The 25,496-nt window shown below is 60.1% G+C and carries 20 protein-coding genes; all 20 read right to left on the bottom strand.

Features of this window, described 5'->3' with window-relative positions; genetic code table 11:
- Positions 1-223: 223 nt before the first annotated feature.
- The gene (gene murB / locus ACGHIZ_RS04390) at positions 224-1,135 is read right to left on the bottom strand and encodes a UDP-N-acetylmuramate dehydrogenase (RefSeq protein ID WP_390449418.1); all 912 of its coding nucleotides are present in this window, start codon (positions 1,133-1,135) and stop codon (positions 224-226) included.
- A gap of 5 nt (positions 1,136-1,140) precedes the next feature.
- Positions 1,141-2,559, bottom strand: coding sequence for a UDP-N-acetylmuramate--L-alanine ligase (gene murC, locus ACGHIZ_RS04385; protein ID WP_390449415.1), 1,419 nt, complete (start codon positions 2,557-2,559; stop codon positions 1,141-1,143).
- A 97-nt stretch (positions 2,560-2,656) separates the two neighbouring features.
- Positions 2,657-3,772 carry an undecaprenyldiphospho-muramoylpentapeptide beta-N-acetylglucosaminyltransferase gene (gene murG / locus ACGHIZ_RS04380; RefSeq protein ID WP_271740023.1) on the bottom strand — a complete coding sequence of 372 codons (1,116 nt, stop codon included), beginning with the start codon at positions 3,770-3,772 and terminating at the stop codon, positions 2,657-2,659.
- On the bottom strand, positions 3,762-5,255 hold the full coding sequence (gene ftsW / locus ACGHIZ_RS04375) for a putative lipid II flippase FtsW (protein ID WP_271740016.1): 1,494 nt from the start codon (positions 5,253-5,255) through the stop codon (positions 3,762-3,764). Before ftsW ends, murG begins: the two co-directional genes overlap by 11 nt.
- Positions 5,256-5,291: 36 nt before the next feature.
- Entirely contained in the window at positions 5,292-6,698 is a 1,407-nt protein-coding gene (gene murD / locus ACGHIZ_RS04370; RefSeq protein ID WP_390449411.1) for a UDP-N-acetylmuramoyl-L-alanine--D-glutamate ligase, read from the bottom strand.
- 9 nt (positions 6,699-6,707) lie between these two features.
- A complete protein-coding gene (mraY, locus tag ACGHIZ_RS04365; protein WP_006234262.1) occupies positions 6,708-7,727 on the bottom strand; it encodes a phospho-N-acetylmuramoyl-pentapeptide-transferase in 1,020 nt (339 codons plus the stop codon).
- 3 nt (positions 7,728-7,730) lie between these two features.
- On the bottom strand, positions 7,731-9,155 hold the full coding sequence (murF, locus tag ACGHIZ_RS04360; RefSeq protein ID WP_215675024.1) for a UDP-N-acetylmuramoyl-tripeptide--D-alanyl-D-alanine ligase: 1,425 nt from the start codon (positions 9,153-9,155) through the stop codon (positions 7,731-7,733).
- A gap of 126 nt (positions 9,156-9,281) precedes the next feature.
- The gene (locus tag ACGHIZ_RS04355) at positions 9,282-10,904 is read right to left on the bottom strand and encodes a penicillin-binding protein 2 (RefSeq protein ID WP_022094484.1); all 1,623 of its coding nucleotides are present in this window, start codon (positions 10,902-10,904) and stop codon (positions 9,282-9,284) included.
- Between the two features lie 260 nt (positions 10,905-11,164).
- Positions 11,165-11,635: a hypothetical protein gene (locus tag ACGHIZ_RS04350; RefSeq protein ID WP_022094483.1), complete on the bottom strand. Its 471-nt coding sequence runs from the start codon at positions 11,633-11,635 to the stop codon at positions 11,165-11,167.
- A gap of 90 nt (positions 11,636-11,725) precedes the next feature.
- Positions 11,726-12,646 (bottom strand): 16S rRNA (cytosine(1402)-N(4))-methyltransferase RsmH, encoded by a 921-nt coding sequence (rsmH, locus tag ACGHIZ_RS04345; protein WP_022094482.1) that lies wholly within the window; start codon positions 12,644-12,646, stop codon positions 11,726-11,728.
- Between the two features lie 65 nt (positions 12,647-12,711).
- A complete protein-coding gene (locus ACGHIZ_RS04340) occupies positions 12,712-13,146 on the bottom strand; it encodes a division/cell wall cluster transcriptional repressor MraZ (RefSeq protein ID WP_006234269.1) in 435 nt (144 codons plus the stop codon).
- 463 nt (positions 13,147-13,609) lie between these two features.
- A complete protein-coding gene (xerD, locus tag ACGHIZ_RS04335; protein WP_271740013.1) occupies positions 13,610-14,551 on the bottom strand; it encodes a site-specific tyrosine recombinase XerD in 942 nt (313 codons plus the stop codon).
- 2 nt (positions 14,552-14,553) lie between these two features.
- Positions 14,554-16,215, bottom strand: a complete 1,662-nt coding sequence (locus ACGHIZ_RS04330; RefSeq protein WP_006234274.1) for a CTP synthase — start codon at positions 16,213-16,215, stop codon at positions 14,554-14,556.
- 263 nt (positions 16,216-16,478) lie between these two features.
- A complete protein-coding gene (tnpA, locus tag ACGHIZ_RS04325) occupies positions 16,479-16,937 on the bottom strand; it encodes an IS200/IS605 family transposase (protein WP_055287554.1) in 459 nt (152 codons plus the stop codon).
- A gap of 203 nt (positions 16,938-17,140) precedes the next feature.
- Positions 17,141-17,479, bottom strand: coding sequence for a hypothetical protein (locus ACGHIZ_RS04320; RefSeq protein ID WP_161115922.1), 339 nt, complete (start codon positions 17,477-17,479; stop codon positions 17,141-17,143).
- A 256-nt stretch (positions 17,480-17,735) separates the two neighbouring features.
- Positions 17,736-19,217, bottom strand: coding sequence for a DUF1846 domain-containing protein (locus ACGHIZ_RS04315; RefSeq protein ID WP_006234276.1), 1,482 nt, complete (start codon positions 19,215-19,217; stop codon positions 17,736-17,738).
- 485 nt (positions 19,218-19,702) lie between these two features.
- Positions 19,703-21,190, bottom strand: a complete 1,488-nt coding sequence (locus tag ACGHIZ_RS04310) for a YfcC family protein (RefSeq protein ID WP_370739707.1) — start codon at positions 21,188-21,190, stop codon at positions 19,703-19,705.
- 138 nt (positions 21,191-21,328) lie between these two features.
- On the bottom strand, positions 21,329-22,324 hold the full coding sequence (gene argF, locus ACGHIZ_RS04305) for an ornithine carbamoyltransferase (RefSeq protein ID WP_006234279.1): 996 nt from the start codon (positions 22,322-22,324) through the stop codon (positions 21,329-21,331).
- A gap of 105 nt (positions 22,325-22,429) precedes the next feature.
- A complete protein-coding gene (gene arcA, locus ACGHIZ_RS04300) occupies positions 22,430-23,671 on the bottom strand; it encodes an arginine deiminase (RefSeq protein ID WP_006234281.1) in 1,242 nt (413 codons plus the stop codon).
- Between the two features lie 572 nt (positions 23,672-24,243).
- Positions 24,244-25,368, bottom strand: coding sequence for an aminotransferase (locus tag ACGHIZ_RS04295; protein WP_271740011.1), 1,125 nt, complete (start codon positions 25,366-25,368; stop codon positions 24,244-24,246).
- Between the last annotated feature and the right edge of the window lie 128 nt (positions 25,369-25,496).

The raw sequence follows: 25,496 nt of genomic DNA, 5'->3' as shown, positions 1-25,496 counted from the left end.
TGCCATGGGACGGGCAGGCTTGGCGCCCATAACAGGCTTTGACGTCGTCGAGGGACGCGAGGACTTTTTTGCGGCCGGACGATTACCGAGCTGCGAGCCGACGACCGGACGACTGGTCTGTCGAGCATGCCCGACAGACTTAGAGTGCGCAACGGTATTGCGTTGAGGTTTGGCAGGCGCGCCGGAACGCCCTCCGGCGCGGCGGAAGGTGGGTTTCGATGCTCTAGAAGCCGAGGAATTTAACTTCCGGTCTGAGCTCGATGCCATACGCCTCCCTCACCTTTCCGTGCACATGTCTAATAACCGCGGCAACGTCATCGGCCGAGGCAGTTCCGTTATTAACGATAAAATTAGCGTGAACGGGCGAAACTTCCGCGCCGCCAATCGAAAAACCCTTTAATCCACAATCCTCGATAAGCTTGCCCACACTCGCATCGGGCGGGTTGCGAAAGACAGACCCGCAGGATGCGCGACCCATGGGCTGCGTACGCTTGCGCCTCGTCAGGTACCGCTCCATGCGCTCGCGAATGTCGGCCTTGGGCGCCGGTTTAAGCTTGAACACGCACTCGAGGATGATCTCATTGCGGGGAAGGCTACATTCGCGGTAGCCCCAAGTGATCTCGGACCCCGCATAATGCTTGATACCGGATGCCGGGTCAAACGTTACGACATCCTCAACCAGCGAGCCAATCCACTCGGTCCGTGTGCCGGAATTCATAGATATCGCACCGCCGACCGAACCAGGAATGCCAACGGCAAACTCAAGGCCCGAGAGGCTACGCGACAGGGCATCGTTGACCAGGCGCGCAAACATCACGCCCGCACCGACCGTCAGCGTACAACCGTCATCGGCAACAACCGTGCGCTGAAACTCACGTCCGAGCGAAATGACGGCACCGCGATAACCGCCATCGGCAACCAGCAGATTGGAGCCCTTGCCGATGATGACCCACGGCACCTGCTCGCGATCGAGCACCGCCACGGCGCGGCGGAGGGCATGATAGCTATGGCACGTCACAAAGAGGTCGGCCTTGCCGCCGATACGATAGCTCGTATGACGCGCAAGGCGCTCGTCCTCGATCACATCCGTGTCGATCATGCCCGAGAGCGCCATGACGGCGTTAAACAGACCCATTAGACTTAAGCGTCTTTCTTGGCAGTCAGATACTCGATGAACTCGGGACCGACGGTCGTAACATCTCCGGCACCCATGGTGAGCAGCAGGTCGCCCTCGCCCACCATCTGCTCGAGCTCCTGATTGAGCTCAAGACGGCTGGAGCAGTACACGACCTCCTTGCCAGGATGCTTGGCGCGCACGGTATCGGCGAGCATCTTAGAGGTGACACCCGGAATGGGCATCTCGCCAGCCGAGAACACATCAATCAGCAGCAGTTTATCGGCATTGGCAAATGCATCGGCAAAGTCGTCGCACAGGGCCTGCAGACGCGAATAGCGGTGCGGCTGGAACACGACGTCGACGTGCTTGTAGCCCAGCGACGAAGCGGCGGCAAGCGTCGCCTTGATCTCGGTGGGGTGATGGCCGTAATCATCGACCACGGTGATGCCATCGATATCGCCCACGTGGGTAAAGCGACGGCGGACGCCCTCAAAGCTCGAGAGCGCCTTGGCGGCGGCGTCGATGTCAAGGCCCAGGACATGGGCGACGGTGAGCACGGCCGTGGCGTTGAGCATGTTGTGGCGACCGGGATTGCTCTTGATCTCCACAGCGTGCTCAGTGCCGTCCTCAAAGCGAACGATAAAGTCACTCTGGATGCCCTTGACATCCGGGTGCACGCAGACGATGTCGTTGCTCTCGGCAAAGCCGTAGGAAAGCACGTGACGGCCCGTCGACTTGGCGAGCTCGACCAGATGCGGGTCCTCGCCGCAGACGATGACGGTGCCGTCCTCGCCCACCAGGCTCATGAATTTGGCGAAAGTTGCCTCGATCTCCTCGATACCCGAGTAGTGATCGAGGTGGTCGGCCTCGACGTTGGTCACAATGACCACGTTGGGGTTCAGGAACAGGAAGGAGCTGTCGGACTCGTCGGCCTCGGCGACAAAGTAGTCGCCCGAGCCGTTCTTGCCGTTCGTGTCATAGCCCTCGACGATGCCGCCGATCAAGAAGCTCGGATCCAGGCCCATGCGGTCGAGCATGGTGGCGCACATCGAAGACGTGGTGGTCTTGCCATGCGTGCCGGCAACAGCGACGGTGGTGTAGCCGTGGCCCAAAGCAGAGAGCATCTTGGCACGGGGCCACACGGGAATACCAAGCTCGCGAGCGCGCACGAGTTCAGGGTTGGACTCCGGAATAGCGGTGGAGACAACAACCACGTCGGGCTTGACCTCGTCGATCGTGGCGGCCTCATGGCCCACATGCACCTTCACACCAGCGCGGGTAAGCTGGCGGATATAACGTGACGTCTTAAGGTCGGAGCCGGTAACGGCATAACCGCGCTCGCGCAGAACGAGGGCGATGCCGCTCATGCCGGCGCCGCCGATACCGATAAAGTGGGCGCTCTTAAACTCGGGCGCGGAGGTTGCAGTCTGGGAATCAGCCATGTGCTCGTGTACTCCTTGCGTAAACACTGCCTGTAACCCGTTAACTGTACCGCACCTACCGCATCAGCGCGAGGGCGACCGACGATATCCCGTCTAACTAACGCAAACCCTCTACCGCATCCGCCAGAAGAGCGGCGGCCCTATCCTGAGCCAGACCACGCGCCGCCTGACGCATGGCGTCGCGTGCCGCCGCGTCATCGACCAGGTGCAGCAGCTCATCGGCAAAGGCAGAACCGTCGATATCGGCATCGGCGCAGAGCACGCCGGCCCCGGCGTCGACCAGATAACGGGCATTGGTGGTTTGGTGGTCGGCTGTCGCATGCGGGTACGGCACGAGCACCGAAGGCACGGCGAGCGCAGCGATCTCGGCCACGCTCGATGCGCCCGAACGCGAGAGCACCAAATCGGCAGCAGCCAGCATATCGCCCATGTTGTCGATGTATGGCTGGACGCGGTAACGCTTCGCCTCCTCGGGCGTCAGCGCCAAAGCGCGCTCGGTCTCCTCAAAGCCGTCGGCACCCGTCGAATGCAACACATAGAGATTCTTGCGCGAAAGCAGCTCGTTTTTGAGCGAAACCACGCGCTCGTTGAGGTGCTGGGCGCCAAGTGAACCGCCAAAGACGAGCAGCAGCGTAGCGTCCTCGGGAACACCAAGTGCCTTGCGGCCGCGAGCGCGATTGCCCTCGATCACCGAGCGACGTACGGGGTTACCGGTCATGAGCACGTGGTCAGGGTCACCTTCGCGCTCAAAGACCGAACGCGCTGCCGGCACCGAGATGCACACGCGGGCGGCGTGGGAGTTCATCATCTTGTTGGCCAGACCCGGAACAGAGTTCTGCTCGTGCAGCAGATACGGAACGCCGGCGCCCTTGCACCAACCCAGCAGTGGGACCTCAACGTAAGCACCAAAGCCGATAGCGGCATCGGGCTTACCGACCTTCGAGAAGTGACGGGCGAGCGCACGCTTGGCTTTGTTGACACGCCACAGCGAGGTCAGCGCCGTCCAAGGACGGGAGCGGTCGAAGCCCGTGACCGTAATGGGCACAAAATCAAACCCAGCCTCGGGGACCAGACGACCCTCGAGCTTGCGCGACTGGCCCACGAACACAACGTGGTGGCCACGGTCACGCAGCTCTTCGGCCAAGGCGAGCGCGGGGTTGATGTGCCCGGCCGTGCCGCCGGCTGCAATAGCAACGGTCATTTTATCGGTCATGGTAGTCCCTTCGTACACGCGGTCCCTGGTCGTCGGTACGCAGACGCGCCGACGGGTCCGAGTTCAAATCGATTCGATTATATCCGCCGCCCGCGTTGCGAGGGCTGGGGCGCTGAGGACGACCTTGCGGCGCCGTTCGCTGACGCGGGCGGGCTGCCGGCTCGGTCGCAGAGCCATCCAGGACGGTAAAACCGTTACGCGAAGATCGCTCGCCGCGCACGTGGGGCACGCCGGCGGTACTCTCATCCATAACGGCAAAGCTCTCGCGGCGGCGGTCATACTCATCGCGGCGGGCGCTCTCGTACGAAACGCGCAGGATCAACCCGGCAAGCATGAGCGACACAATAATCGACGAACCGCCGTAGCTAATAAACGGCAACGGTTTGCCCGTCATGGGAAACACGTTGAGGATGCCCAGCGCGTTAATCAAAAACTGCACTGCGAGAATGACCGCGGAGCCAGACGCCATAAGCGCGCCCCGGCGATCGGTCGCCTGCTCGGCAATGCGAAACGCCGAGTAGATCAGCATCGCAAACACCAAGAAGAACAGCACGGTTCCGACAAAACCGACTTCCTCGCCAATGATGGCCAGGATGTAGTCATTGTGCGCCTCGGGCAGATACGAGTACTTCATGGTTGAGTTGCCGATGCCACGGCCGAACAGACCGCCCGAGGCAAAGGCCATAATGGCAAGCGTGGCCTGATAGCCGTCACCATACTCGTCGGCCCAAGGGTTCAAGGCAACCTGAATACGCACCATACGGTACGGCTCTGCGACAAGCGCAATCACGATCACGAGAATGCCGAAGATTAGCACGCCGATGATAAATCTGGGGTCGAGACCCGCAAACAACGCCATGCACATGAGGGTCAACAGGATGATCAGGACAGTACCGAAATCGGGCTGGATAAAGATCAGAAAGAGCGAAATGCCCAGGTAGATGCCCATCTTGCGAAGGAATTCGTTGATGTTGCCACCGGGCGAAAAGAAGCGATCAAGCATGATGGCCGAATACGCAATGGCAAATGGCTTTAAAAACTCGGAAGGCTGGAACTGAATGCCGGCGATGTTAAGCCAGCGCGTGGCGCCACGGCTGCCGCTGCCCACCAAGAACACCAGAAACAGTAGCCCTATCATGCCTATGAGGAAGATCCTGAGCACATCCTCCCCAAACCAGCTGTCCGGCAAAACGCGCACGATGGCAATCAGCGCCAGAACACCGACCACGGCAAACGCGGCCTGTCGACCCAGAAAAAACGTCGCCGAGCCATTCTCGTGCAGCGCCTCGACCGAAGACGCCGAGTACACCATCAGCAGGCCAAAGCATACCAAGGTAAACAAGCAGGCCATGAATATCAAACGGGGGCGCATGATACGGGCGGGAACGCCGGCAATATAGCGTTCGCTAAACGACTGCCCGCCGCGACCGGAACGCGGTGTGCTGCGCCGCGAGGAAGCACGGTCCGAGTCGGGCCTCCTCATACCTTGTCGGGGGCTCTCCTCTCTCACCGGCAACCCCTATTCCATTTGCGATTTCGCCGCAGCGGCAAGCTGGGCCACATAGTCCTTAAACACGCGGCCGCGCTCCTCATAGCCCGAGAACTCATCGAACGAAGAGCAGGCAGGAGAAAGTAAGATCACGTCGCCACGGCTCGACAGCGAACGGGCGACGTCCACGGCATCGCGCAGGTCATCCGCCTGGGCGATATCCACATCGCCGTCGACATCGGCCTCGTCCATAGCGGCGGTGAAACGCTCGCGCGCATCGCCAAAGCAGACGACCGAGCGTACGTTATCCATAACAACGCGCGCGAAGTCCGTGAGCGGCGTGCCCTTATCGTGGCCGCCGAGCAGCAAGATCACGTCGTCATCGGGAAATGCCGTCAGTGCCTTCTCGACCGCATCGGTGTTGGTCGCCTTGGAATCGTTGACGTAGCGCACGCCGTCAATCTCGCCACACGGCTCCACGCGGTGCTCGAGCGGCTGGAACGAGGCAAGACCGCGGCAGACACCATCGACATCGGCACCGACCGCCAAGGCAGCCGTGGCGGCGCACAGGGCATTGATAACATTGTGATGGCCCGAGATCTTGAGCTCGGATGTAGCGATGAGCGGGGTCTCGACGCCCTTCAGGCGCACGACCATCTTGCCGTCGCGCACAAAGGCGGCATCCTCGCCCTCAGGCTCGTCAAAGGCAACCTTGCAGATGCGACGACCCGGCGTGTAGATGTACTCATCGAACTCGTGAATGCCGGCGTCTTCGACGTCGACAACCGCCAGATCGTCATCGACCATATTGTCAAACAGTTTGATCTTGGCAAGCGCGTAGTTCTTATGGCTCTTATGCCAGCCCAAGTGGTCGGGAGTGATGTTGAGCAGCACCGCCACGCGGGGGTGGAGCTCGGTTGTCGTAGCAATCTGATAGCTCGAGAGCTCAGCCACAAACCACTCGTTGTGGGCTCGGCCGTCAATCTCGTTGACCGGCGGCTCGCCGATGTTGCCGACAGCAACGCTGGCCTCGCCGGCAGCCTTAAGCAGATAATCAGCCAGCGACGTGGTGGTCGTCTTGCCGTTGGTGCCCGTGATGGCAATCCAGTTATCGGGCGACAGGCGATAGGCAAACTCGGGCTCACCCATAATCTGGGCGGCATGCTCGCGCCCGGCCTTAAAGAAGCCCGAGAACTCCGAGATGCCCGGGCACGTCACGCATACGTCATAGGCGCCCTCGACCTGTTCGGTCCCATAGACAAACGACGCACCAGCAGCCTCGAGCGCACGCGTGGCGTCATTGGGTTCAGAGGTGCCACCGCCATACACGGTAACGGCACTTACGCGCTCGGAATGTGCCAGCGCCCAGCGGGCGACATCGAGACCGGATTTGCCCTGACCCAAAACGAGCAGGCTAAAGACATCAGCAAGAGGCATGAAAGACCACTATCCCAACTGGAAGAACAGGGCAAGGCCAACGGCACCAAAGGCAGCAGCGATAATCCAAAAACGGATGACGACCTTGGTCTCGGCCCAGCCCTTCTTTTCGAAATGATGATGGATGGGCGCCATAAGGAAGACGCGCTTGTGCGTAAAGTGGAAGTAGACAACCTGAATCATGACCGACAGGGTCTCAACGATAAACAGGCCGCCGATGATGAGGGAGACGACCTCGGTGTTGGTCATGATGGACGTGCAGGCAAACGCGGCGCCTAGGGCAAGCGAGCCGGTATCGCCCATAAAGATGCTCGCCGGATAGCAGTTGAACCACAGAAAGCCCAAGCAGGCACCGGCACACGCGGTGCAGAAGATGGACAGGTTCACGTCTCCGTGCAAAAACGCCATGGCAGCCATGGCGAGCATGGCAATCATGGAGGTGCCGCCAGCAAGACCGTCAAGGCCATCGGTCAGGTTCACGGCATTAGAAAGACCGGCGATCATCAGCCAGCAAAAGACAATGTAGAGCCACGGGAACGAAAGGCCGCAGATGGTGGTCGAAAGCACGCCAAGGTCAATCGTCAGGCCGCCGGGAAAACGAATCTCGGGGGCGACGCCGCACCAGTTAACGGCAAGTACCGTAAAGGTGACACAGATAATGGTTAGGCCGATCATCTTGGCATGAGGCGTCAGACCGAGCGAGCGCCCATGCGTAACGGAGGTCAGGTCGTCGATCAGGCCCAGCACGCCTGTCGCCAGCGTGGCGAGCAGCACGAGCACGAGCTCGGTGGTGAGCTTGCCCATCAGCAGGCAGGTCAGCGAAATCGCGACGAGAATGACAACGCCACCCATGGTGGGCGTTCCCTGCTTAACCAAATGACGCTTGGGGCCGTCGGCACGAACCTGCTGGCCGATACCCTCGACCTTAAGTAGCTTGATCCACCACGGCATGAGCAGCAGCGCAATGGCAGCGGCGATGCCAAGCCCCAAAAAAGCCTGATACGTTGGATACGAGGGATTGCCGAACATGGGCTAGCACACACCTTCCACAAAGCGGTCGAGCTCAACAAAGCGGGAACCCTTGACCAGTACAACATCATGTTTTTCAAGCGCGCCGCCCATGCGGTCGAGCACCTGCTGATAATCGGAGAACACCTGGATGCGGTCCTCGTCCATGCCCATCATGCGCGCGGCATCGGCCATAAGCTGGGCCAGCTCACCACCCACGCACGCCAGCATGTCGAGCTTCTTGGCGGCGGCATAGGCGCCCACGAGCTCATGCATGCGAGGAGCCTCATCGCCCATCTCGCCCATCTCGCCCAGGATCGCCATGCGAGACCCCGTGCACGAAAGCGAGCACAGCAGATCGAGACCAGCAGCCATGGATTCGGCGCTGGCGTTATAGGAATCGTCGATGACGCGGGCACCGCTCTTGGCGCGCTTGATCTCCTGGCGGTGCCCGGTGATCGTGAGGCCCCTAAAGGCAGCATCGATCTGCTCGGGCGTCACGCCCAGGCGATAGGCAACCGCGGCGGCCTTAACGGCATTTGGGACGGACTGCACGCCGGGGATGGCAAGCATGGTATCGGTCGTCTCACCCTGGCCAAAATCGAGCGTAAAGACCGGACGGCCCTCGTCATCAACACGAATGTCGCGGGCACGGACCTCATCATCGTCCGAGACGCCGGCCAGCATCACATCGATACCAGCAGGCTGGGCGAACGTATCGCGAATGAACGGCGTAAAGTCGTCCTCACCGCCCAAAACCAGCAGCGGCAAGAAGTCGCCGGCGGCGCACATACCCTGGACAATCTCGGCCTTAGCGCGGGCGATGTTCTCGCGGCTGCCCAAAATGCCGATGTGAGAGGTACCAATCTTGCTCACGATGGCAAGGTTGGGATTGGCGGACTGGGACAGGCGCTCAATCTCGTGGAAATGGTTCATGCCCATCTCGAGCACCAGGACCTCGGTATCGGCCGGAGCAGAAAGCACCGTGAGCGGCATGCCGATCAGGTTATTGAAATTGCCCTTGGTGGCCCAGACACGATAGCGCTTGGCGAGCACGGCGGCGAGCACGTCCTTGGTCGTCGTCTTGCCGATGGAACCGGTAATACCAACGACCAGGCAGCCAAGCTCCAGACGGTACGCGTGCGCCAAACGCAGCAGAAAGTCCTCGGGATCATCGGTCAGCAAGATGGCACAGCCCTTGTCCTGCGCCAGCGAGACCAGCTCGGCCTCGGGCTCACGCGTCATCACGACGGCGCCGGCACCCGACTGGACGGCACGGGAAGCAAAATCATTGCCGTCGACGTTTTCACCGGGAAAGGCGACGAAAATCGTCCCTTCCTCGACCTGACGCGAGTCGATAACGCACCCGCGGCATACCCGATCGGCTTCTCCCGTCACGGTTCGGGCCCCTGTTGCGGCCGCGAGGTTGTTGACGGCGATCTCTATCATTGCAGCTCCCCTGTAAACCTAATAATGCTATCGGCGTATTGTATCCCAGCGCCGCACATGCGTGGTGCAGGGCATGTGAACACCCTCATATGGGACAACAAACCACGCCCCAAAGATTGTAACCCCCTACTTCGTGTGCGGGATACCCAGCACGTCGAGCGCGTTGGCCATAATGGACTGGAACGGCACCGCAGCGGCATCTGAGCCGCTCGGCGTTCCGTCGAGCGTGATATAGCACAGCACCTTGGGCGATTGTGCCGGCGCAAAGCCCATAAAGGACGACATGTAGTTCTCCTTGAGGTAGCCGCCGTTCTCGTCGGCTCGTTCGGCCGTACCGGTCTTACCCGCCACGTCATAGCCGTCAACCGCGCCGCCAACGCCCGTTCCCTCGGACACGACCGTCTGCATGCACGATGTCACCTGGGATGCGGCGTCCTCAGAAATCGCGCGTTCGCCTTCGCCCCAGTCCTTCTCGTCGCCTTTGCTGGACTTATAGAAGTGCGGGGTCATCATCACGCCGCCGTTGGCGATGCCGCCCACGGCACGTGCGATCTCAATCGGCGAGACGGACAGCGCCTGTCCAAAGCTCATCGATCCCAGCGTGGCGCCGTCATACTGGTCACGCTCCTTGACGATGCCCAGGCTCTCGCCCGGAAAATCGACACCGGAGCTGTGACCGATGCCCCACTTGTCCACATAGGCGGCAAAGTCGTCGGCACCGATCTTGCGCCCCACCAGGACAAAGCCCACATTGGACGAACGGCGCATCATCTCGCGCACATCCATGGTCATGCCATAGTCGCGCTTATCGGCATCGGTAACGGTATCGTCGCCCACCTTGATGCTCGCCGGCACCTCAAACGACGTACTCGATCGTACGACGCCCAAGTCGAAGCCGGCGCCCGCCACGAGCGTCTTAAAGACCGAGCCGGGCTCGTAGGCGTCAGTGACCAGGCGCAGGTTCATATCCTCGGTCTTGGCGTTCTCCAGATCGGTCTGGTCGTAGGTCGGGTACGAGCAGGCTGCGAGAATTTCACCGGTCGTGGGGTCGGTGACCAAAGCCGAGCCGTTCTTGGCCTTTGTCTTCTCGACAGCCTCTGCCAGAGCATCCTCAGCCGCACGCTGGATATTGACGTCGAGCGTCGTCACGATATCAACGCCGTCGACCGCGGCCACCTTTTTATAGGCACCGCCCGCGATATAGCTGCCGTCCCTCGCGCGCTCGCGCACGAGAGAACCGTTCGTGCCGGTCAGAAGCTTGTTGTATTGCTTTTCGAGACCCGTCAAGCCGTCGTTGTCCACATTCACTACACCCAGCACCTGCGATGCCAGATTGCCGTATGGATATACGCGCTTCATGGCCTGCTCAAAAAGCACGCCGGGCAGGTTCTTCTTCTCCAGCACCGCAGCATCGTCTTCGTCCACTTGGCGCTTGATATACACCCAGGTGCCATCGGACTCGACGAGCTTGCGGCAGGTCTTTTTATCGATTCCAGTTGCCTTGACCAGCGCCGACACCGTCTTGTCAACATCCTCGACAAGCTGCGGGTTCACGGCGATGTTGCGACATTCGACCGACGACGCCAGCACGTTACCGTTGCGGTCGTAGATGGTGCCGCGTTTGGCATAGAGGGTCTGCGCAAGCAGGCGGCGCGCATCGGCACGCTCGCGCAGTTTATCGGCTTCGACAATTTGATAGTCGGCAAGGCGAAAGACGCCCAAGCCCAAGCCAAGCCCAATGAATCCCATGACGGCTTTGCGGCGAGGCAGAGGCGCGCCTGTGAGCCATTCGGTCGACGAGCTCTTGCGCGACCTGGTGTTATGCACTTGAGGGCCGCCCGAGCCGCGAAGTCGCGACGCCGGGTCGTTGCCACGGGACTGCCCGGCGTTGTAAGATTGCCGACCCGTTCCTTGATAACCAGAACGTCCCCGCGACGAGGGACGTCCAGAACCGCGGCCCCCATCGGAACCGCGGCGATAGTCATTTGTCATACTCAGCTACCGTCTTGCTACTGAGCGGTCGCGGTCGCGTTGGCGCCCGCGGCTGCATCCTGCGAAAAGTCAAGTGTAACGCTCTCGCTGGGCTCCACCATGCCATAAGCGCCCGCAAGGTCGCGAATGCGCGTGTCGGCGCCATAGACCGAATGCATGACCTCCAGGTCGGAGCTCTCATCGGTCGCCTTTTCGAGCGTGTTGGTAAGCTCGGCGTTGCTGTTGAGCACCTGGGCCGTAACGCCGGCGAGCGCCACGCGGGCGACGCCGATCGTCATGAAGATAGCCGCAATGATGCAAAACGTTTTAAGAACGCTCATGAAAACCGGGCTTACCGCCTGGTTTGCCTGACGGCCCGCGCCCGTGTAGACATCAAAGCGCGGCGTGCGCTGCTCACGGGGAGCAACGGGGGCCTGCGGCGTCTCACGATAGGCGGGCATGGCGTTCATATCATAGGCGAGTGCTGCGCTTGAAGTGTTGTAGCCCATGATATGCCGCCTCCCATCCCGAGTACGTTGGTAGTGTGTTTAAGCTTCGTTTATGGTGCGAGCGGGAGGTCCAATATCGCGCGGTCGCGCCTACAGACGCTGCGCCACGCGGATTTTGGCTGATCTCGCCCGAGGGTTGCGCTCAACCTCATCAGGCTGGGCAACCAAGGGTTTGCGGGTGATGACCTTGAGTATCGGCACGTTGCCGCACACGCACACCGGAATCTCCGGCGGACACGTGCACCCCTGGCTCATCTCCTTAAAGTGGTTCTTTACGATACGGTCCTCGAGCGAGTGATACGAGATGACGCAGATACGTCCGCCCGGGTTGAGCCACCTGGTGGCGGCATCAAGCCCTCGTTCGAGCACATCGAGCTCGTGATTGACCTCGATGCGAATGGCCTGGAAACTTTTCTTGGCCGGGTGTCCGCCATGCCGACGAGCGGCAGCCGGGATACCCGCCTTGATGATCTCGACAAATTGGCCGGTGGTTTCGATCGGTTCTTGCTCGCGGCGGCGCACGATCTCGCGCGCGATCTGCGAGGCGAACTTCTCTTCGCCGTAGACGCGTAGAATCCGGGCGAGGTCGTGTTCGTTATAGGTGTTGATGACCTCAGCTGCGTTTAAGGTGTTATTACCCGGATCCATCCGCATGTCCAATGGGGCGTCCTCGTTATACGAAAAGCCCCTGCCAGGGATATCGAGTTGCGGTGACGAAACGCCCAAATCGAACAGGAAGCCATCGACCCCGGGCACCTCGGCCGAGCAAAGTAGCTCGTCCAAGTCGCCGAAGTTGCCCTTCAGCAGCTGGTGCGGAACGCCGGGAACCTCGCGGTCCAGACGGGCGCCAGCGGCCTCGAGGGCCATGTCGTCCTGATCGACGCCGAGCAAAAGGCCCGTCTCCCCCACCTGCGCGGCCATCTTTACCGAATGGCCGGCACCGCCAAGGGTGCAATCGCAGACAACGGAGCCGCTCTTTAGCCGCAGCGACTCAAGCACTTCGCCGAGCATGACAGGTTCATGCCGATATTCTTGTGTCAAGATCCCACGCTCCATCCGTTACCCGTGCCTTGCCCTTACGAGAAGAAGAGGTCCAGCAGGGCCTCATCGTCATCGTCCTCATCGGCCGCGGCGCGATCCCAAACCTCAAGGTGGTCGTAGTTGCCCACAACCGTGACCTCGCGGTCGAGGTTCGCCTGCTTGCGGAGAGACTCGGAAAGACCGATACGACCGGCGCTGTCCACGTCCATCGACGTGGTGCGCTTGTTGATCGCCCTCATGAGCTTCTGGTCATTAATGTCACGCGGGTTAAAACCCTCGTGGCCCTCACGACCCGCGAAGAGTCCTTCGACCCACTTATCGAAGGCCTCGGCAGAGAACACGTACAGAGCATCGACATCCAGGGCTTTGAACACGCGAACGTGCTCTCCAAGCTCCTCGCGAAGGGGTGCAGGCAGGGATAGACGACCTTTTGCATCGAGATTGCGCTCGTATGCACCCGTCATTCCCATGTGCGCCCTCCCCTCGGTTACTCAGATGGCACGTACGCGGGGAACCACCCCGCCTGTCGACGTCATCAATAATATGGGGAACCGCCCCATTTTTCAACACCTTTCCCCACCTCTTCCCCCACTCCGCCCCACCACTCCACCCACCATATATTGCAAAACACCCCCAAGCATATGTTCGAAAACACAATATGTTGTGTTTACAGCAACGGCGGGATGCCACCTGTGGCACCCCGCCGTTCAACCTCAACCTTCAAGTTGACCTTGAGGCGATTTTTGCGTCCCTTTACATGCCGTTCACATCGCCCCCAAACTCCCCCACCCAAGGCACGTGCGGCCCACCACCGCGACGCCAAGTGGCGAAAAATGGGACGGGGCCCCAGATTGCCCATGCGTGCGCAAAAGCACGCCGCGGCAATCTGGAGCCCGTCCCCAAATACCTATAAATATGCAGGTCAGCGATGTGTTAACGATGTGCCAGCGGGTGCGCCGCCAGATAGACCTCGGTCAGTTGTGTACGATCGACATGCGTGTAGACCTGCGTGGTCGATATATCGGCATGTCCCAAGATCTCCTGTAGCACACGGAGGTCTGCGCCGCCCGCAAGCATATGGGTAGCAAAGGAGTGACGCAGCGTGTGGGGATGGAGTCCCACCAGCCCCACCTGGCGCCCGTAGCGCTCACAGATGGCATGGATGCCCTGGCGCGACAGACGGCGGCCGTTCTTATTTAAAAAGACCGCCGAGGTCTCGGTTCCGCGGGCATGGGCCGCCAAGCGAGAACGCCCCTCAGTTACATAGAGCATCAGAGCTCGCGCCGCGCTTCCCACCAGCGGGGACAGGCGTTCCTTCGAGCCCTTACCGCGAACGAGCACAAAGCCATCGTCGATATGGATATCGCCCACATCGAGCCCCACCAACTCGCTCACACGCAAACCGCATCCGTAGAGCACTTCCAAGATGGCATGGTCGCGCAAGCCCATCTCGCCCTCGGGGAAGTCTTGATCGAGCAGCGCCGAGACATCCTCCACCGATAGATACTCCGGCAAACGCTCAGCCTTTTTAGGAAGGCGCAACGCCGCCGTTGGATTTTGGGCCACAGCCCCATCGCGCACCAAAAAGGCATGCAGGCCCTTCACGGCCGCAAGCGCACGCTCCACCGAGGCATCGGAATAGCCCCCATCGCGACGGTCGGCGACAAAGCCCTCCACGACCTGACGGGTCACCTCTTCAAAAGACACAATACCCGCCCGCTCCAGATAGGCGCAGTATGTCGTCAGGTCACGACGATAGGCCGCAATCGTGTTGCGCGCCAAACCCCGCTCGACCGCGAGGTAATCGAGATACTCCCCCGCCGCCACGGCGAGCGACGAGGGAGTAGCTTCGGTATGTTCCTTATTCGCCGGCACCCTTAGTCCGTAGCGAGGTTCATGGGCGTCACCTGCAGACGGTCGACACCCTCGTGCTGGCCGATCGAAGCGCGCACGAACTCGCGGAACAGCGGCTGCGGGTTGGTCGGGCGGCTCTTAAACTCGGGATGAGCCTGGGTTGCCACATACCACGGATGCACGTCGCGCGGCAGCTCGACCATCTCGACCAGGCGCTCGTCGGGCGACAGACCCGAGATAACCAAACCGGCGTCCTCGAGCTGGTCGCGGAAGGCGTTGTTGAACTCAAAGCGGTGACGGTGACGCTCGTAGACGAGCTCCTCGCCATATGCCTCGCGAGCGAGGGTATCGGCGGCGAGCTTGCACGGATAGGCGCCCAGGCGCATGGTGCCGCCCTTCTCGGTCACGTCCTCCTGCGAGCTCATCAGATCGATGACACTATACGGGCCATCCGGATCGAACTCGGAGGAGCTGGCGCCGGCAAGGCCGACGACGTTGCGCGCAAATTCGCACACGGCCACCTGCATACCCAGGCAAATGCCCAGATACGGAATCTTGTGCTCACGGGCAAACTCGGCCGCGAGGATCTTGCCCTCCAGGGCGCGCTTGCCAAAGCCGCCGGGGACCAGGATGCCCGAGGCGTCGCCCAGAACCTCGGAGACATTCTGCTCGTCGAGGCTCTCGCCGTCGACCAGCTGGACGTCCACATGGCGATCGTAGAAGACGCCCGCATGGTGCAGGGCCTCGATAACCGACAGGTACGCATCGGGCAGCTGCGTGTACTTGCCCACGACGGCGATCTTCACCTTGTCGGCGTGATGGTTGGCGTGATTCTGTTTGCGCAGGAACTCGTTCCACTCGCTCATGTCGCGCTCACGCGGGTCCAGACCCAGGCGCTCGCAAATGCGCAGGTCAAAGTCCTGCTCGGCAAGCAGCTGCGGAACATCGTAAATGCTCGCGCAGTCCTCGTTGGTAAAGACACAATCGGTGTCGACGTCGCAGAAGCTTGCGATCTTTCCGCGGATAGCGTCATCGATATGGTGGTCGGAGCGCAGCACGATGATATCGGGCTGGATGCCAAAGCTGCGGAGCTCCTTGACGGAATGCTGCGTGGGCTTGGTCTTGACCTCGTGGGCGGCGGCGATATAGGGAACGAGCGACACGTGGATGTAGCAGACGTTCTCGGGGCCGGCCTCCTTGCGGTACTGACGGATGGCCTCGACAAACGGCTGCGACTCGATGTCACCGATGGTGCCGCCCAACTCAGTGATGACCACGTCGGAGCCGGTCTGTTCCTCAATACGACGGAACTTATCCTTAATGGCGTTCGTGACGTGCGGAATCACCTGCACGGTGCCGCCCAAAAAGTCACCGCGACGTTCGCGGGCGATCAGACTCTTATAGATGGCACCAGTCGTAAAGTTGGAATCGCGGGTCAGGTTCTCGTCAATAAAGCGCTCGTAGTGGCCCAGGTCCAGATCGGACTCGTAGCCGTCCTCGGTCACAAAGACCTCGCCATGCTGGAACGGGCTCATGGTGCCGGGGTCGACGTTCAGATACGGGTCGGCCTTTTGCATCGTCACCTTGTACCCGCGCGACTTGAGCAGACGGCCCAGCGAGGCCGCGGTAATACCCTTGCCCAGAGACGAAACCACGCCACCGGTTACGAACACATGCTTGGTCATATTGAGTTACCTGCGCTTCCCGTAGAAGTTGTCCATACACATCTTACGGGTCTTCATTGTAATACTCGCGACGCGCGCCGCACGCAATTTTTCTCGCGTGCGATTGCATTTCTCAATCTTGAAATCAGAACCACCCTTAAAAAGGGTGGTTTGCTCTTAGGGTATAACCCACGGGCCCCGGGCTCGCGTCTAAAGGCGCGGGCCCGGACTTCGTCCAGGCCTAGTGCATCTTGACCCGTGGCGCGCCGGTCGAACCGGCAGCATCACCCCCTCTTGAAGGGGTCCTCGTACTCCTTCACGCTCAGCTTGTCCAGCGCGATGTCGTGGGACTCCTGCTCCCTGATGTACTTGGCGATCGTCGCCTCGTTCAGGCCGACGGTGGACACGTAGTAGCCCTCCGCCCAGAACTTCCTGTTGCCGAACTTGTACTTGAGGTTGGCGTGCCTGTCGAATATCATCAGCGAGCTCTTCCCCTTCAGGTAGCCCATGACGCTCGCGACGCTGTACTTCGGCGGGATCGCCAGCAGCACGTGCACGTGGTCGGGCATCAGGTGCCCCTCGATTATCTCGATCCCCTTGTACTCGCACAGCTTCCTGAGGATCTCCCCTATGTCGCTCCTGATTTGGTTGTAGATCACTTTGCGCCTATACTTCGGCGTGAACACGATGTGGTACTTGCACATCCACTTCGTGTGGGAAAGGCTGTAGGCCTTCTGGGCCATGGCGACCACCCCTTCGACTCGAATTCTTGACGGCCTGAACAATCGTCAATATCGGTCGGAGGGGTGGCTTTGTAAAGCCGTTTGTCTCCACCCGCGTAGCGGGTGGTTTAAAGCTGGCCGCTGCGCGGCCAGCGGACTAAAGTCTTGAACAAAACGCCGCCCGGTTTCCCAGGCGGCGTCGCTGTGGCAAGGGTTACATGCTGCTATCGATCAGCAACCTCGTCCTCAAGCATTTCTTGAACGAGCATGCCGGTACGGACGCCCTCAAGATACCACTCGCCACGTTCGGTGAGGCAAATGCCATTTGCAAGCTGACCGCCGTCGTCGCTATAACGCGAGACGACATCAATCATGCCTTCGGAATCCAAACGATCGATTGCGGCGCGGACACGATACGGCGAAACCCCCACGCGCTCGGCAAGCGTTTTGCGCGAGAAACCATACGGCCCGCCATTGTCTTCGGTTTGCTGGTCGATCTCCATCAACACCAGCACCTCGACACGCTTCATATCGTTGACACTCGCACGACCCTTGCCCGCCATAGCAGCCTCCTCAAACCGAGCACGAGCATCTAACGCGCCGTGCGCGACCGACACACCTCACGATGGCAGGTAATATCCATCATGCGGCATCCCGCTAAGGATGAAACAGTTACGGTTATTGTATACCGCTCAAATTGTTTCTAGGCAGGTAAACAGCTATTTTTCGCCGAAATAGGCGCTTTATTGATCAAAAAGCCGTACCGGGCGCTAACCCGATACGGCCAAAATGCAATGCAATTACCGCGGTGCTTCAAACTTAGCGATGGAAGAAACCGCGGCGCTCAAACTTGGGCTCGCAGCACACGTTGATACCCAGTTTGCGCAGTACCGTCTCGTCCGTCGGCGAGATGATCACGCTAAAGAAGGCATCGCAACCGCGCAGCTGCTCCAGGCCCGAAAGGACGCGAGCGGCCGTCTCACTCGTGGCCGAGGTGATCGACAGCGCCATAAGCGTCTCGTCGGTGTGGAGGCGCGGGTTTTTGCTTCCCAGGAAATGCGTCTTGAGCTTGCTGATGGGCTCGATCGCCTCATCGCTAATGACCTCGAGCTCAAGGTCGACGCCCGAGACATGCTTGAGGGCGTTCATAATGAGCGAACTTGCGGCGCCCAGGCGCGTGGAGGTCTTACCGGTCACCACGGAGCCATCGGGCATGACCATGGCACCCACGGGACCACCCGTCAGCTGCTCCCTGGTGAGGGCCGCCGAGCGCGCCGGTGAGTAGTTCTTATCGATGCCGGCTTTCTTCATAATAATTTTGAGACGGTCGACTTGCTCATCGCCCACGCCGGTACGGCGCACATTTTCGACCGCGGTAAAGTAGCGGCGGACGATCTCCATCTTGGAAGCGTCGCGGCAGGCATCGTCATCGGTGATGGCAAAGCCGACCATATTGACGCCCATGTCCGTAGGACTCTGATAGGGGCTCTTGCCCAGGATCTTTTCCATCAGAGCACGGACCACCGGGAAGGCCTCGACGTCGCGGTTGTAGTTGACCGTGGTCTTGTTGTAGGCCTCCAAGTGGAAGGAGTCGATGATATTGGCATCGTCGAGATCGGCCGTTGCTGCCTCATAGGCGATGTTGACCGGATGCGTGAGGGGCAGATTCCAGACCGGGAAAGTCTCGAACTTGGCGTAGCCGGCGGCGGTGCCGTGCTTGTGCTCGTGATAGAGCTGCGAGAGGCAAGTGGCGAGCTTGCCTGAGCCGGGGCCGGGTGCCGTCACGACAACGAGCGGACGCGTGGTCTCGACAAACTCGTTCTTGCCGTAGCCATCGTCGGACACGATCAGATCGACATCGTGCGGATACCCCTCGATGGGATAGTGCAGCTTGGCGGGAATACCGAGCGCGTTCAGGCGGTTGCGGAACACATCAGCAGCAGGCTGGCCAGCGTACTGGGTGATGACCACAGCCGCGACGGCAAAGCCGTTGCCGCGGAACAGGTCAACCAGGCGCAGCACATCCTCGTCATAGGTAATGCCCAGGTCACCACGAGCCTTGTTTTTCTCGATGTGGTTCGCGTTGATCGCGATGATAACCTCGACATCGTCGGCGATGCTCTTGAGCATGCGGAACTTGCTGTCCGGTTCAAAACCCGGTAGCACGCGGCTCGCATGATAGTCATCGAATAGCTTACCGCCAAACTCCAAATAGAGCTTGCCGCCAAACTGCGAGATGCGCTCCTTAATGTGAGCAGCCTGCAGCTCGATATACTTCGCGTTGTCGAAACCCTGGCGCATATATGGCTCCCGTCCCGTTTCCATTTAATGTTCTAGGCGATTATAACGGAGCCCGCCCTCCCCGATACCCAGACCATCAACAGGCACCAACCAAACATCCGTCAAACCTCTTGTCGGACATATTTGGTGCAAACTAACCTGACCCCATTGCACCGCCCCATAACACCAACAATGGCAGCGCCGCAGGTGGAGCAAAAGTCAGCGAAAGCCCACCAGAGCGAGCAAGGTGACGTGAAAGAGGAGGGCATAGGCCTTTTGGCCATGCCCGACGATTGAACGTCAGATTGCCGCTCTGGCGGGCTTGCAGCGTCGAGTGGTTCCGGCGTTTGGTAAAACGCCGGAACACAAGAGCGCCCCCTCCCGCGCACGGAACGGAAGGGGGCTAAAGGTAGGAGTCTACCGGTGGGTTTACCCCGCCGGACAGACGATGACCAGGTGATCCTCTACAGGATCGTCAAGGTTTCCGTGGGGTACCCGTTGGGTACTTAGAGCAGCACGCAGGCGACGGTCAGGATGACGGCGCAGACGACGGAGAGAGCGACGATGAGCTTAAGGGCAAACTTGAGCCAGGTCGTCCACTCGATCTTGGCCAGGGCGAGACCGCCCATGATGGCGCCGGAGGTCGGAGTGAACAGGTTCACGACACCGATGGCGGCGGAGAAGATCATGACCATGACCTCGGGCGAGAAGCCGAGCTTAACAGCCAGCGGTCCCATGATGGGCATGGAGACGGTGGCCATACCGGAGGTCGAGGGGATCAGGAAGGACAGGCCGAAGTAGACCAGGAAGCTCATGGGAGCGAAGATCACGCCGGACAGACCAGCCAGGGCATTGGCGGCAGCGTCGAGGACGAAGACGTCGAGGCCGGTGTTAGCCATGAGGACGGAGATACCACGAGCGAGGGCGATGACGAGAACAACGGACATCATGTCGGCAGCGCCGGTGATGAAGGTGTTAACGATCTGCTTCTCGGACAGGCCACCGATGATACCGATCAGGACGGCCATGAGGAAGAACCAGGTGGAAGCCTCGTCGAAGTACCACTGGCCAATGGGCAGGCCGGTGATCAGGGCAGACCAGCCCTGGACGACGGCGTTACCGTCGGCGTCGTAGACAGCGCCAGCGTCGAAGAAGTTGGCGACGCCCTCGTTGAGGTCGGCCAGCGGAATGAAGCCGACGATCATGACGACGAAGGTGAAGGCGAAGGCGATCAGAACACCCTTCTGACGACCGGTGAGCTTGACCTCCTTGTGGACCTCGGAAGCAGCCTTGCCGTGAGCCTCTTCGGCGTCCTTGAGCTCCTGCATCGACAGGATGGTGGAACCCTTGTCAGCCTTGACCTTCTTGGCATAGTTCATCACGAAGACGATGGACATAGCGGTAGTGACAATCCACAGGACGGCACCGAGGCCGATGATGATGGACTGGTTGACCTCAATGCCAACGCCGGTCAGAGCGTCGACGGCAGCGCCGACGGCGAACGGGTTAACCGTGGAGCCCAGGCAGCCGCAGCCAGCGCCGAGCAGGACGGTAGCGGCGCCGACCATGGGGTCGAAGCCAGCAGCCATCATGGTAGCGGCGAGCAGGGCGTAGAAGGGAACGGTCTCCTCGCACATACCATAGGTGGTACCACCGAGGGAGAAGATGAGCATAAGGACAGGAACGAGCATGATCTCGTTGCCCTTAAGCTTCTGCACCAGAACGGCGATGCCGTTGTCCAGAGCGCCAGTCTCGGTCATCATACCGAGGAAGCCGCCCAGGATCATAACGAAGAGGCAGACGGGCAGAGCGTCAGCGAAGCCCAGGATCGGGGCGGTGCAGAAATCGCTCAGGCGGGCTGCAGTAACCGCGCCGCCGGACGTGCCGGAGACGATAACGGTAATCACTGCAACAATTGCCAGCAGAGCTAGAAGAATGGTGAACGATGAAGGCATACCGCGCTTTTTCTTAGCGGTCTCAGTCATGGTTCTCATCCCCCCTTCATAAATCATTTAACTTTCTCGCGCGAAGCGGATCTTCCGTGCCGTGCCCACCGCCCGACGCGAGATATTTACCAGACAAAGCCGCTCGGGGTGTGCAGCAAGACACCCCGAGCGAGATGCTAGATGCTCTTACTTGAGCGTGGCGTACATGACAGCCTTGATGGTGTGCATGCGGTTCTCGGCCTCGTCGAAGACCTTGGAAGCGGGGCTCTCGAAGACCTCGTCGGTGACCTCCTGCTCGGTGATGCCGAACTGCTCGCACTTCTCGGCGCCAATCGTGGTGTTGGTGTCGTGGAAGCTGGGCAGGCAGTGCAGGAAGATGGCACCCGGGTTGGCCATAGCCATGACCTCGGAGGTAACGCGATACGGGGTGAGCTGAGCGATGCGCTCGGCCCAGACCTCGTCGGGCTCGCCCATGGAGACCCACACGTCGGTGTAGATAACGTCGGCACCGGTGACGCCGTCCTTGACGTCGGTGGTCAGCTTGATGGTGCAGCCGTTGGCCTCGGCGATGGGCTTGCAGGCCTCGATGACGTCGTCAGCGGGCATGCACTCCTCGGGGCCGCAGGCCACGAAGTTCATGCCGAGCTTGGAGCAGACAACCATGAGGGAGCGAGCAACGTTGTTCTTGCAGTCGCCCATGAAGACGAGGGTCTTGCCCTTGATGTCGTAGTTGAAGTTCTCCTGGACGGTCAGGATGTCGGCGAGCATCTGGGTGGGATGCCACTCAGTGGTCAGGCCGTTCCACACGGGCACGCCGGACTTGGCAGCGAGCTCCTCGACGTCGTCCTGGGCAAAGCCGCGGAACTCGATGCCGTCATACATGCGACCGAGAACGCGGGCGGTGTCCTCGATGGACTCCTTCTTGCCCATCTGCGACGAACCCGGATCGAGGTAGGTGACGCCCATGCCCAGATCCATGCCGCCAACCTCGAAGGCGCAGCGGGTACGAGTGGAGGTCTTCTGGAAGAGCAGAACGATGTTCTTGCCCTCGAGATAGCGGTGCGGAACGCCAGCGCGCTTCATGTCCTTGAAGTTCTTGGAGAGCTTGAGCAGGTACTCGATCTCCTCGGTGGTGAGGTCGAGGAGCTTGAGGAAGCTACGGCCGGAGAGGTTAACACCCATGGTTCGAATCCTTTCGAAGAAATGAATTACATAAGTATCAGTGTTGCCCGTTTGACGGGCGAAACCGGTGCGGTTGTAGGGAGACCGCACCGGAAACGGAAAGACTTAGAGGTCCTCGCGCCAGAAGGGCATGCTCATGCAGCGCGGGCCGCCGCGGCCGCGGGAGAGCTCGGCGGAGGGCACGACGAGAAGGTCCAGGCCCTCCTTGTACAGCACGTCGTTGGTGACGGTGTTGCGGGCGTAGACGCAGATCTTGCCGGGCTCGACGCACAGGGTGTTGGAGCCGTCGTTCCACTGCTCGCGGGAGGCCGCGATCGGGTCGCCGCCGCCGCAGGGGATCAGCTTGACCTGGTCGACGCCGGTGGCGTCCTCCAGGACGTGCTCGAGGGTGTCCTCGATCAGGCGGATGTTCACGTCGCCCGGGTTCTTGCCGGCGGTCAGCTCGTAGACGCGCAGGGTGCCCATGATGGCGGGGTGGATCGTGAACTTATCGACGTCGATCTGGGTGAAGACCGTGTCGAGGTGCATGAAGGCGCGCGAGACCGGGATGTCGAAGGCCAGGATGCGCTCGACCTTGGAGTCGGAGTTCCAGAAGATGTTCTGGGCCATGACGTCGATCGCGGCGGCCTGGGTGCGCTGGGAGATGCCGACGGCGAGGGTCTTCTCGTTGATGTTCAGCACGTCGCCGCCCTCGGTGTGGAACTGGCAGTCGCGGCGGAAGTACAGCGAGACGTCCTTGTAGTCGGGGTGGTACTTGAAGACGTACTTGCCGTACAGGGTCTCGCGGTTGCGGGTGACCGAGTACATGCGGTTGAGGTTGACGCCCTCGCCGACGACCGCGAACGGGTCGCGGGTGAAGTAGAGGTTGGGCATCGGGTCGATGATCAGGTCGGACTCGGACTCGGAGTTGACCAGGGAGTCGAGGGTCGTGGACGCCGTGAGGGGCATGTCGATCTCGGACTTGGTCATGCCGGCCATGGTCTTCTTGACGAACTCGAGGTTGTCCTCGATGGAGTCCAGCTTCTCGCGGACGATCTGCGGCATGTGCTGGCCGCGGATGCCGGCCTCGGCGATGTACTGGTCGGTGAACTCGGCGCGGGCGCCGGGGACCTGGTCGAACACCTCGGCGACGAGGTTCTCGAGATAGAGGACCTCCACGCCCTGGTCCCTCAGGATCTGGGCGAAGGTGTCGTGCTCCTGCTGCGCGACCTCCAGGAACGGGACGTCGTCGAACAGGAGTCGCTCGAGCTCGTCGGGCGGCAGGTTGAGGAGCTCGTCGCCGGGACGGTGCAGGCAGACCTTCCTGAGCTTGCCGATCTCGGAAGGCACGTGCAGACCTTTCGTCATGGCCTCCTACCTTTCTTTCGGGCCCTTGTCAGGGCCGATTCGTTAGCGCCCCTCCGTGTGAGGCGTTATTGCTGACGACATATTTATATCCAAAATCAGCTCATACTTCCACCTTGCCCCTGAACGGTTTTTTATAGGGGGTGAACGGCATACACATATACTTCACGCATGGCACACTTCATCTTAATAAAGCGTATTTACGTGCTTAAACGCGTTTTAATCCTAAAATCAAATGGAACTAAACTTTGTTAAACCATCCTCAAATTGCATATTTCCAATAAACCTATGAATAGAATTAGCGGTTCACACCGCGTCTCAACCATTTTCATTTTTATTCAGAAAAAAGTTTGTCCTATTCATTTCTGGTAAATAAATTACCGTTTACCAGACGCTTGATACCGTTCACCGGAAACTCAGTATAAGGCCCAGCGGATACCGGCTCGCTTTACGGCCCCATTTGTAACAACTTGACTTCTCGGTATAGAAAAACGGACCCGCTTCACTAGGGAAACGGATCCGTTTTCGATTATCTTCGGCTAATTTGGATAAGGCCCCCGAAGACCATCGGAATCCTAGCGATCGAACTCCGCCAGTGCCTCGCCCAAAAGCCTCAGGCCCTCGCGCAGAACGTCCTCGCTCGCGCAGTAGCCCAGGCGTGCGCCACAGGGAAGCTCAAAGCGGCTGCCGGGTACCAGCAGCACTCCCCTCTCGGACAGCAGGCGCTTGCAGAACTCCTCGTCGTCCTCGGGAATATCCAGCTGGATAAACGAGGTAGACACGCCCTGTGGGGCCGTCCAGGAAACGCGATGCTGCGTATCGATCCAAGCCTGCGCGATATCGCGGTTGCCAAACACGATCTTGCGATTGCGCTCGAGGATCTTGTCCTTGTGCTCAAGCACATAGGTCGCCAAGGCGTCGTTGAACACACCGCCGCAGATCATGGTGTAATCGCGATAGGTACGGATGCGGTTGGACACCTCTTCGTCGGCCACGACCCAGCCCACGCGGGCCGCAGGCGTCGAATAGGTCTTCGACAACGAGTTGGTGACAATGGCCCTCTCGTACACGTCGACCATCGACATAAAGGACTCAGTGTTTTCGAGCGGCAGATACACCTCGTCGCACAGCACGTAGGCGCCCACCGAACGGGCGATCTCGGCAATCTGGCCGAGCATATCGGTATCGAGCACCGTACCGATGGGGTTCGATGCGTTGTTTATGCAGATAAGCTTGGTGTTGGGGCGCACCAAGCGCTTGAGTTCCTCGATATCGGGCTTCCAGCCGAGTTCCTCGCAAAGCTCCCAATACTCGACCTCGGCGCCCAGCGTGCGCGGAATCTCGTAGAGCGGCGCGTAGGTGGGCCACTCGGCGATAACGTGGTCGCCGGGCTCGACCACGGCCATGATGGCGTTGAGGTTCGCACCCGTGCAGCCATTGGTCTGCAGAATGTGGTCGGGATTGACCTCCCGACGATACAGCTTGGCAACCACGGCCTTAAACTCCGGCGAGCCCTCGATCCAGCCGTAGTTCATCTTCTCGCGGTCCAAGCGCTCGTAGAACGTGGCGCCGTCCTGCTCATCGAGCGCGCGCAGCTCGCCCATGGTGAGCGACGAGATCGTCGACTGGGCGATGTCCCACGTGGCACTTTTCTCCCAAACGTTGAGCCATTCCTCAACGCCAATCGTCTTGATGTCCATGGCCAAGCTCCTTACAAAAGCAGTCATCCAATCGTGTTGACGTCCCTCATACAAGATTGGGGCGGTGCGAAAACCCGCACCGCCCCAATGGGAGACATCTAATGGCAGCTAGATGTATGTATTATGAC

This window comes from Collinsella sp. i05-0019-G5, assembly GCF_042851345.1.
In the GTDB taxonomy this organism is placed as follows: domain Bacteria; phylum Actinomycetota; class Coriobacteriia; order Coriobacteriales; family Coriobacteriaceae; genus Collinsella.
The sequence above is the reverse complement of the archived record's forward strand: the minus strand, read 5'-3'. Positions and strand labels throughout refer to the sequence as shown.

Coding starts and splice junctions, on each gene's coding strand:
- murB (WP_390449418.1), bottom strand. CDS start 1,135: ATGGGTCTGTTTAACGCCGTCATGGCGCTCTCGGGCATGATCGACACG.
- murC (WP_390449415.1), bottom strand. CDS start 2,559: ATGGCTGATTCCCAGACTGCAACCTCCGCGCCCGAGTTTAAGAGCGCC.
- murG (WP_271740023.1), bottom strand. CDS start 3,772: ATGACCGATAAAATGACCGTTGCTATTGCAGCCGGCGGCACGGCCGGG.
- ftsW (WP_271740016.1), bottom strand. CDS start 5,255: ATGAGGAGGCCCGACTCGGACCGTGCTTCCTCGCGGCGCAGCACACCG.
- murD (WP_390449411.1), bottom strand. CDS start 6,698: ATGCCTCTTGCTGATGTCTTTAGCCTGCTCGTTTTGGGTCAGGGCAAA.
- mraY (WP_006234262.1), bottom strand. CDS start 7,727: ATGTTCGGCAATCCCTCGTATCCAACGTATCAGGCTTTTTTGGGGCTT.
- murF (WP_215675024.1), bottom strand. CDS start 9,155: ATGATAGAGATCGCCGTCAACAACCTCGCGGCCGCAACAGGGGCCCGA.
- ACGHIZ_RS04355 (WP_022094484.1), bottom strand. CDS start 10,904: ATGGGATTCATTGGGCTTGGCTTGGGCTTGGGCGTCTTTCGCCTTGCC.
- ACGHIZ_RS04350 (WP_022094483.1), bottom strand. CDS start 11,635: ATGGGCTACAACACTTCAAGCGCAGCACTCGCCTATGATATGAACGCC.
- rsmH (WP_022094482.1), bottom strand. CDS start 12,646: ATGCTCGGCGAAGTGCTTGAGTCGCTGCGGCTAAAGAGCGGCTCCGTT.
- ACGHIZ_RS04340 (WP_006234269.1), bottom strand. CDS start 13,146: ATGGGAATGACGGGTGCATACGAGCGCAATCTCGATGCAAAAGGTCGT.
- ACGHIZ_RS04330 (WP_006234274.1), bottom strand. CDS start 16,215: ATGACCAAGCATGTGTTCGTAACCGGTGGCGTGGTTTCGTCTCTGGGC.
- tnpA (WP_055287554.1), bottom strand. CDS start 16,937: ATGGCCCAGAAGGCCTACAGCCTTTCCCACACGAAGTGGATGTGCAAG.
- ACGHIZ_RS04320 (WP_161115922.1), bottom strand. CDS start 17,479: ATGGCGGGCAAGGGTCGTGCGAGTGTCAACGATATGAAGCGTGTCGAG.
- ACGHIZ_RS04315 (WP_006234276.1), bottom strand. CDS start 19,217: ATGCGCCAGGGTTTCGACAACGCGAAGTATATCGAGCTGCAGGCTGCT.
- ACGHIZ_RS04310 (WP_370739707.1), bottom strand. CDS start 21,190: ATGAGAACCATGACTGAGACCGCTAAGAAAAAGCGCGGTATGCCTTCA.
- argF (WP_006234279.1), bottom strand. CDS start 22,324: ATGGGTGTTAACCTCTCCGGCCGTAGCTTCCTCAAGCTCCTCGACCTC.
- arcA (WP_006234281.1), bottom strand. CDS start 23,671: ATGACGAAAGGTCTGCACGTGCCTTCCGAGATCGGCAAGCTCAGGAAG.
- ACGHIZ_RS04295 (WP_271740011.1), bottom strand. CDS start 25,368: ATGGACATCAAGACGATTGGCGTTGAGGAATGGCTCAACGTTTGGGAG.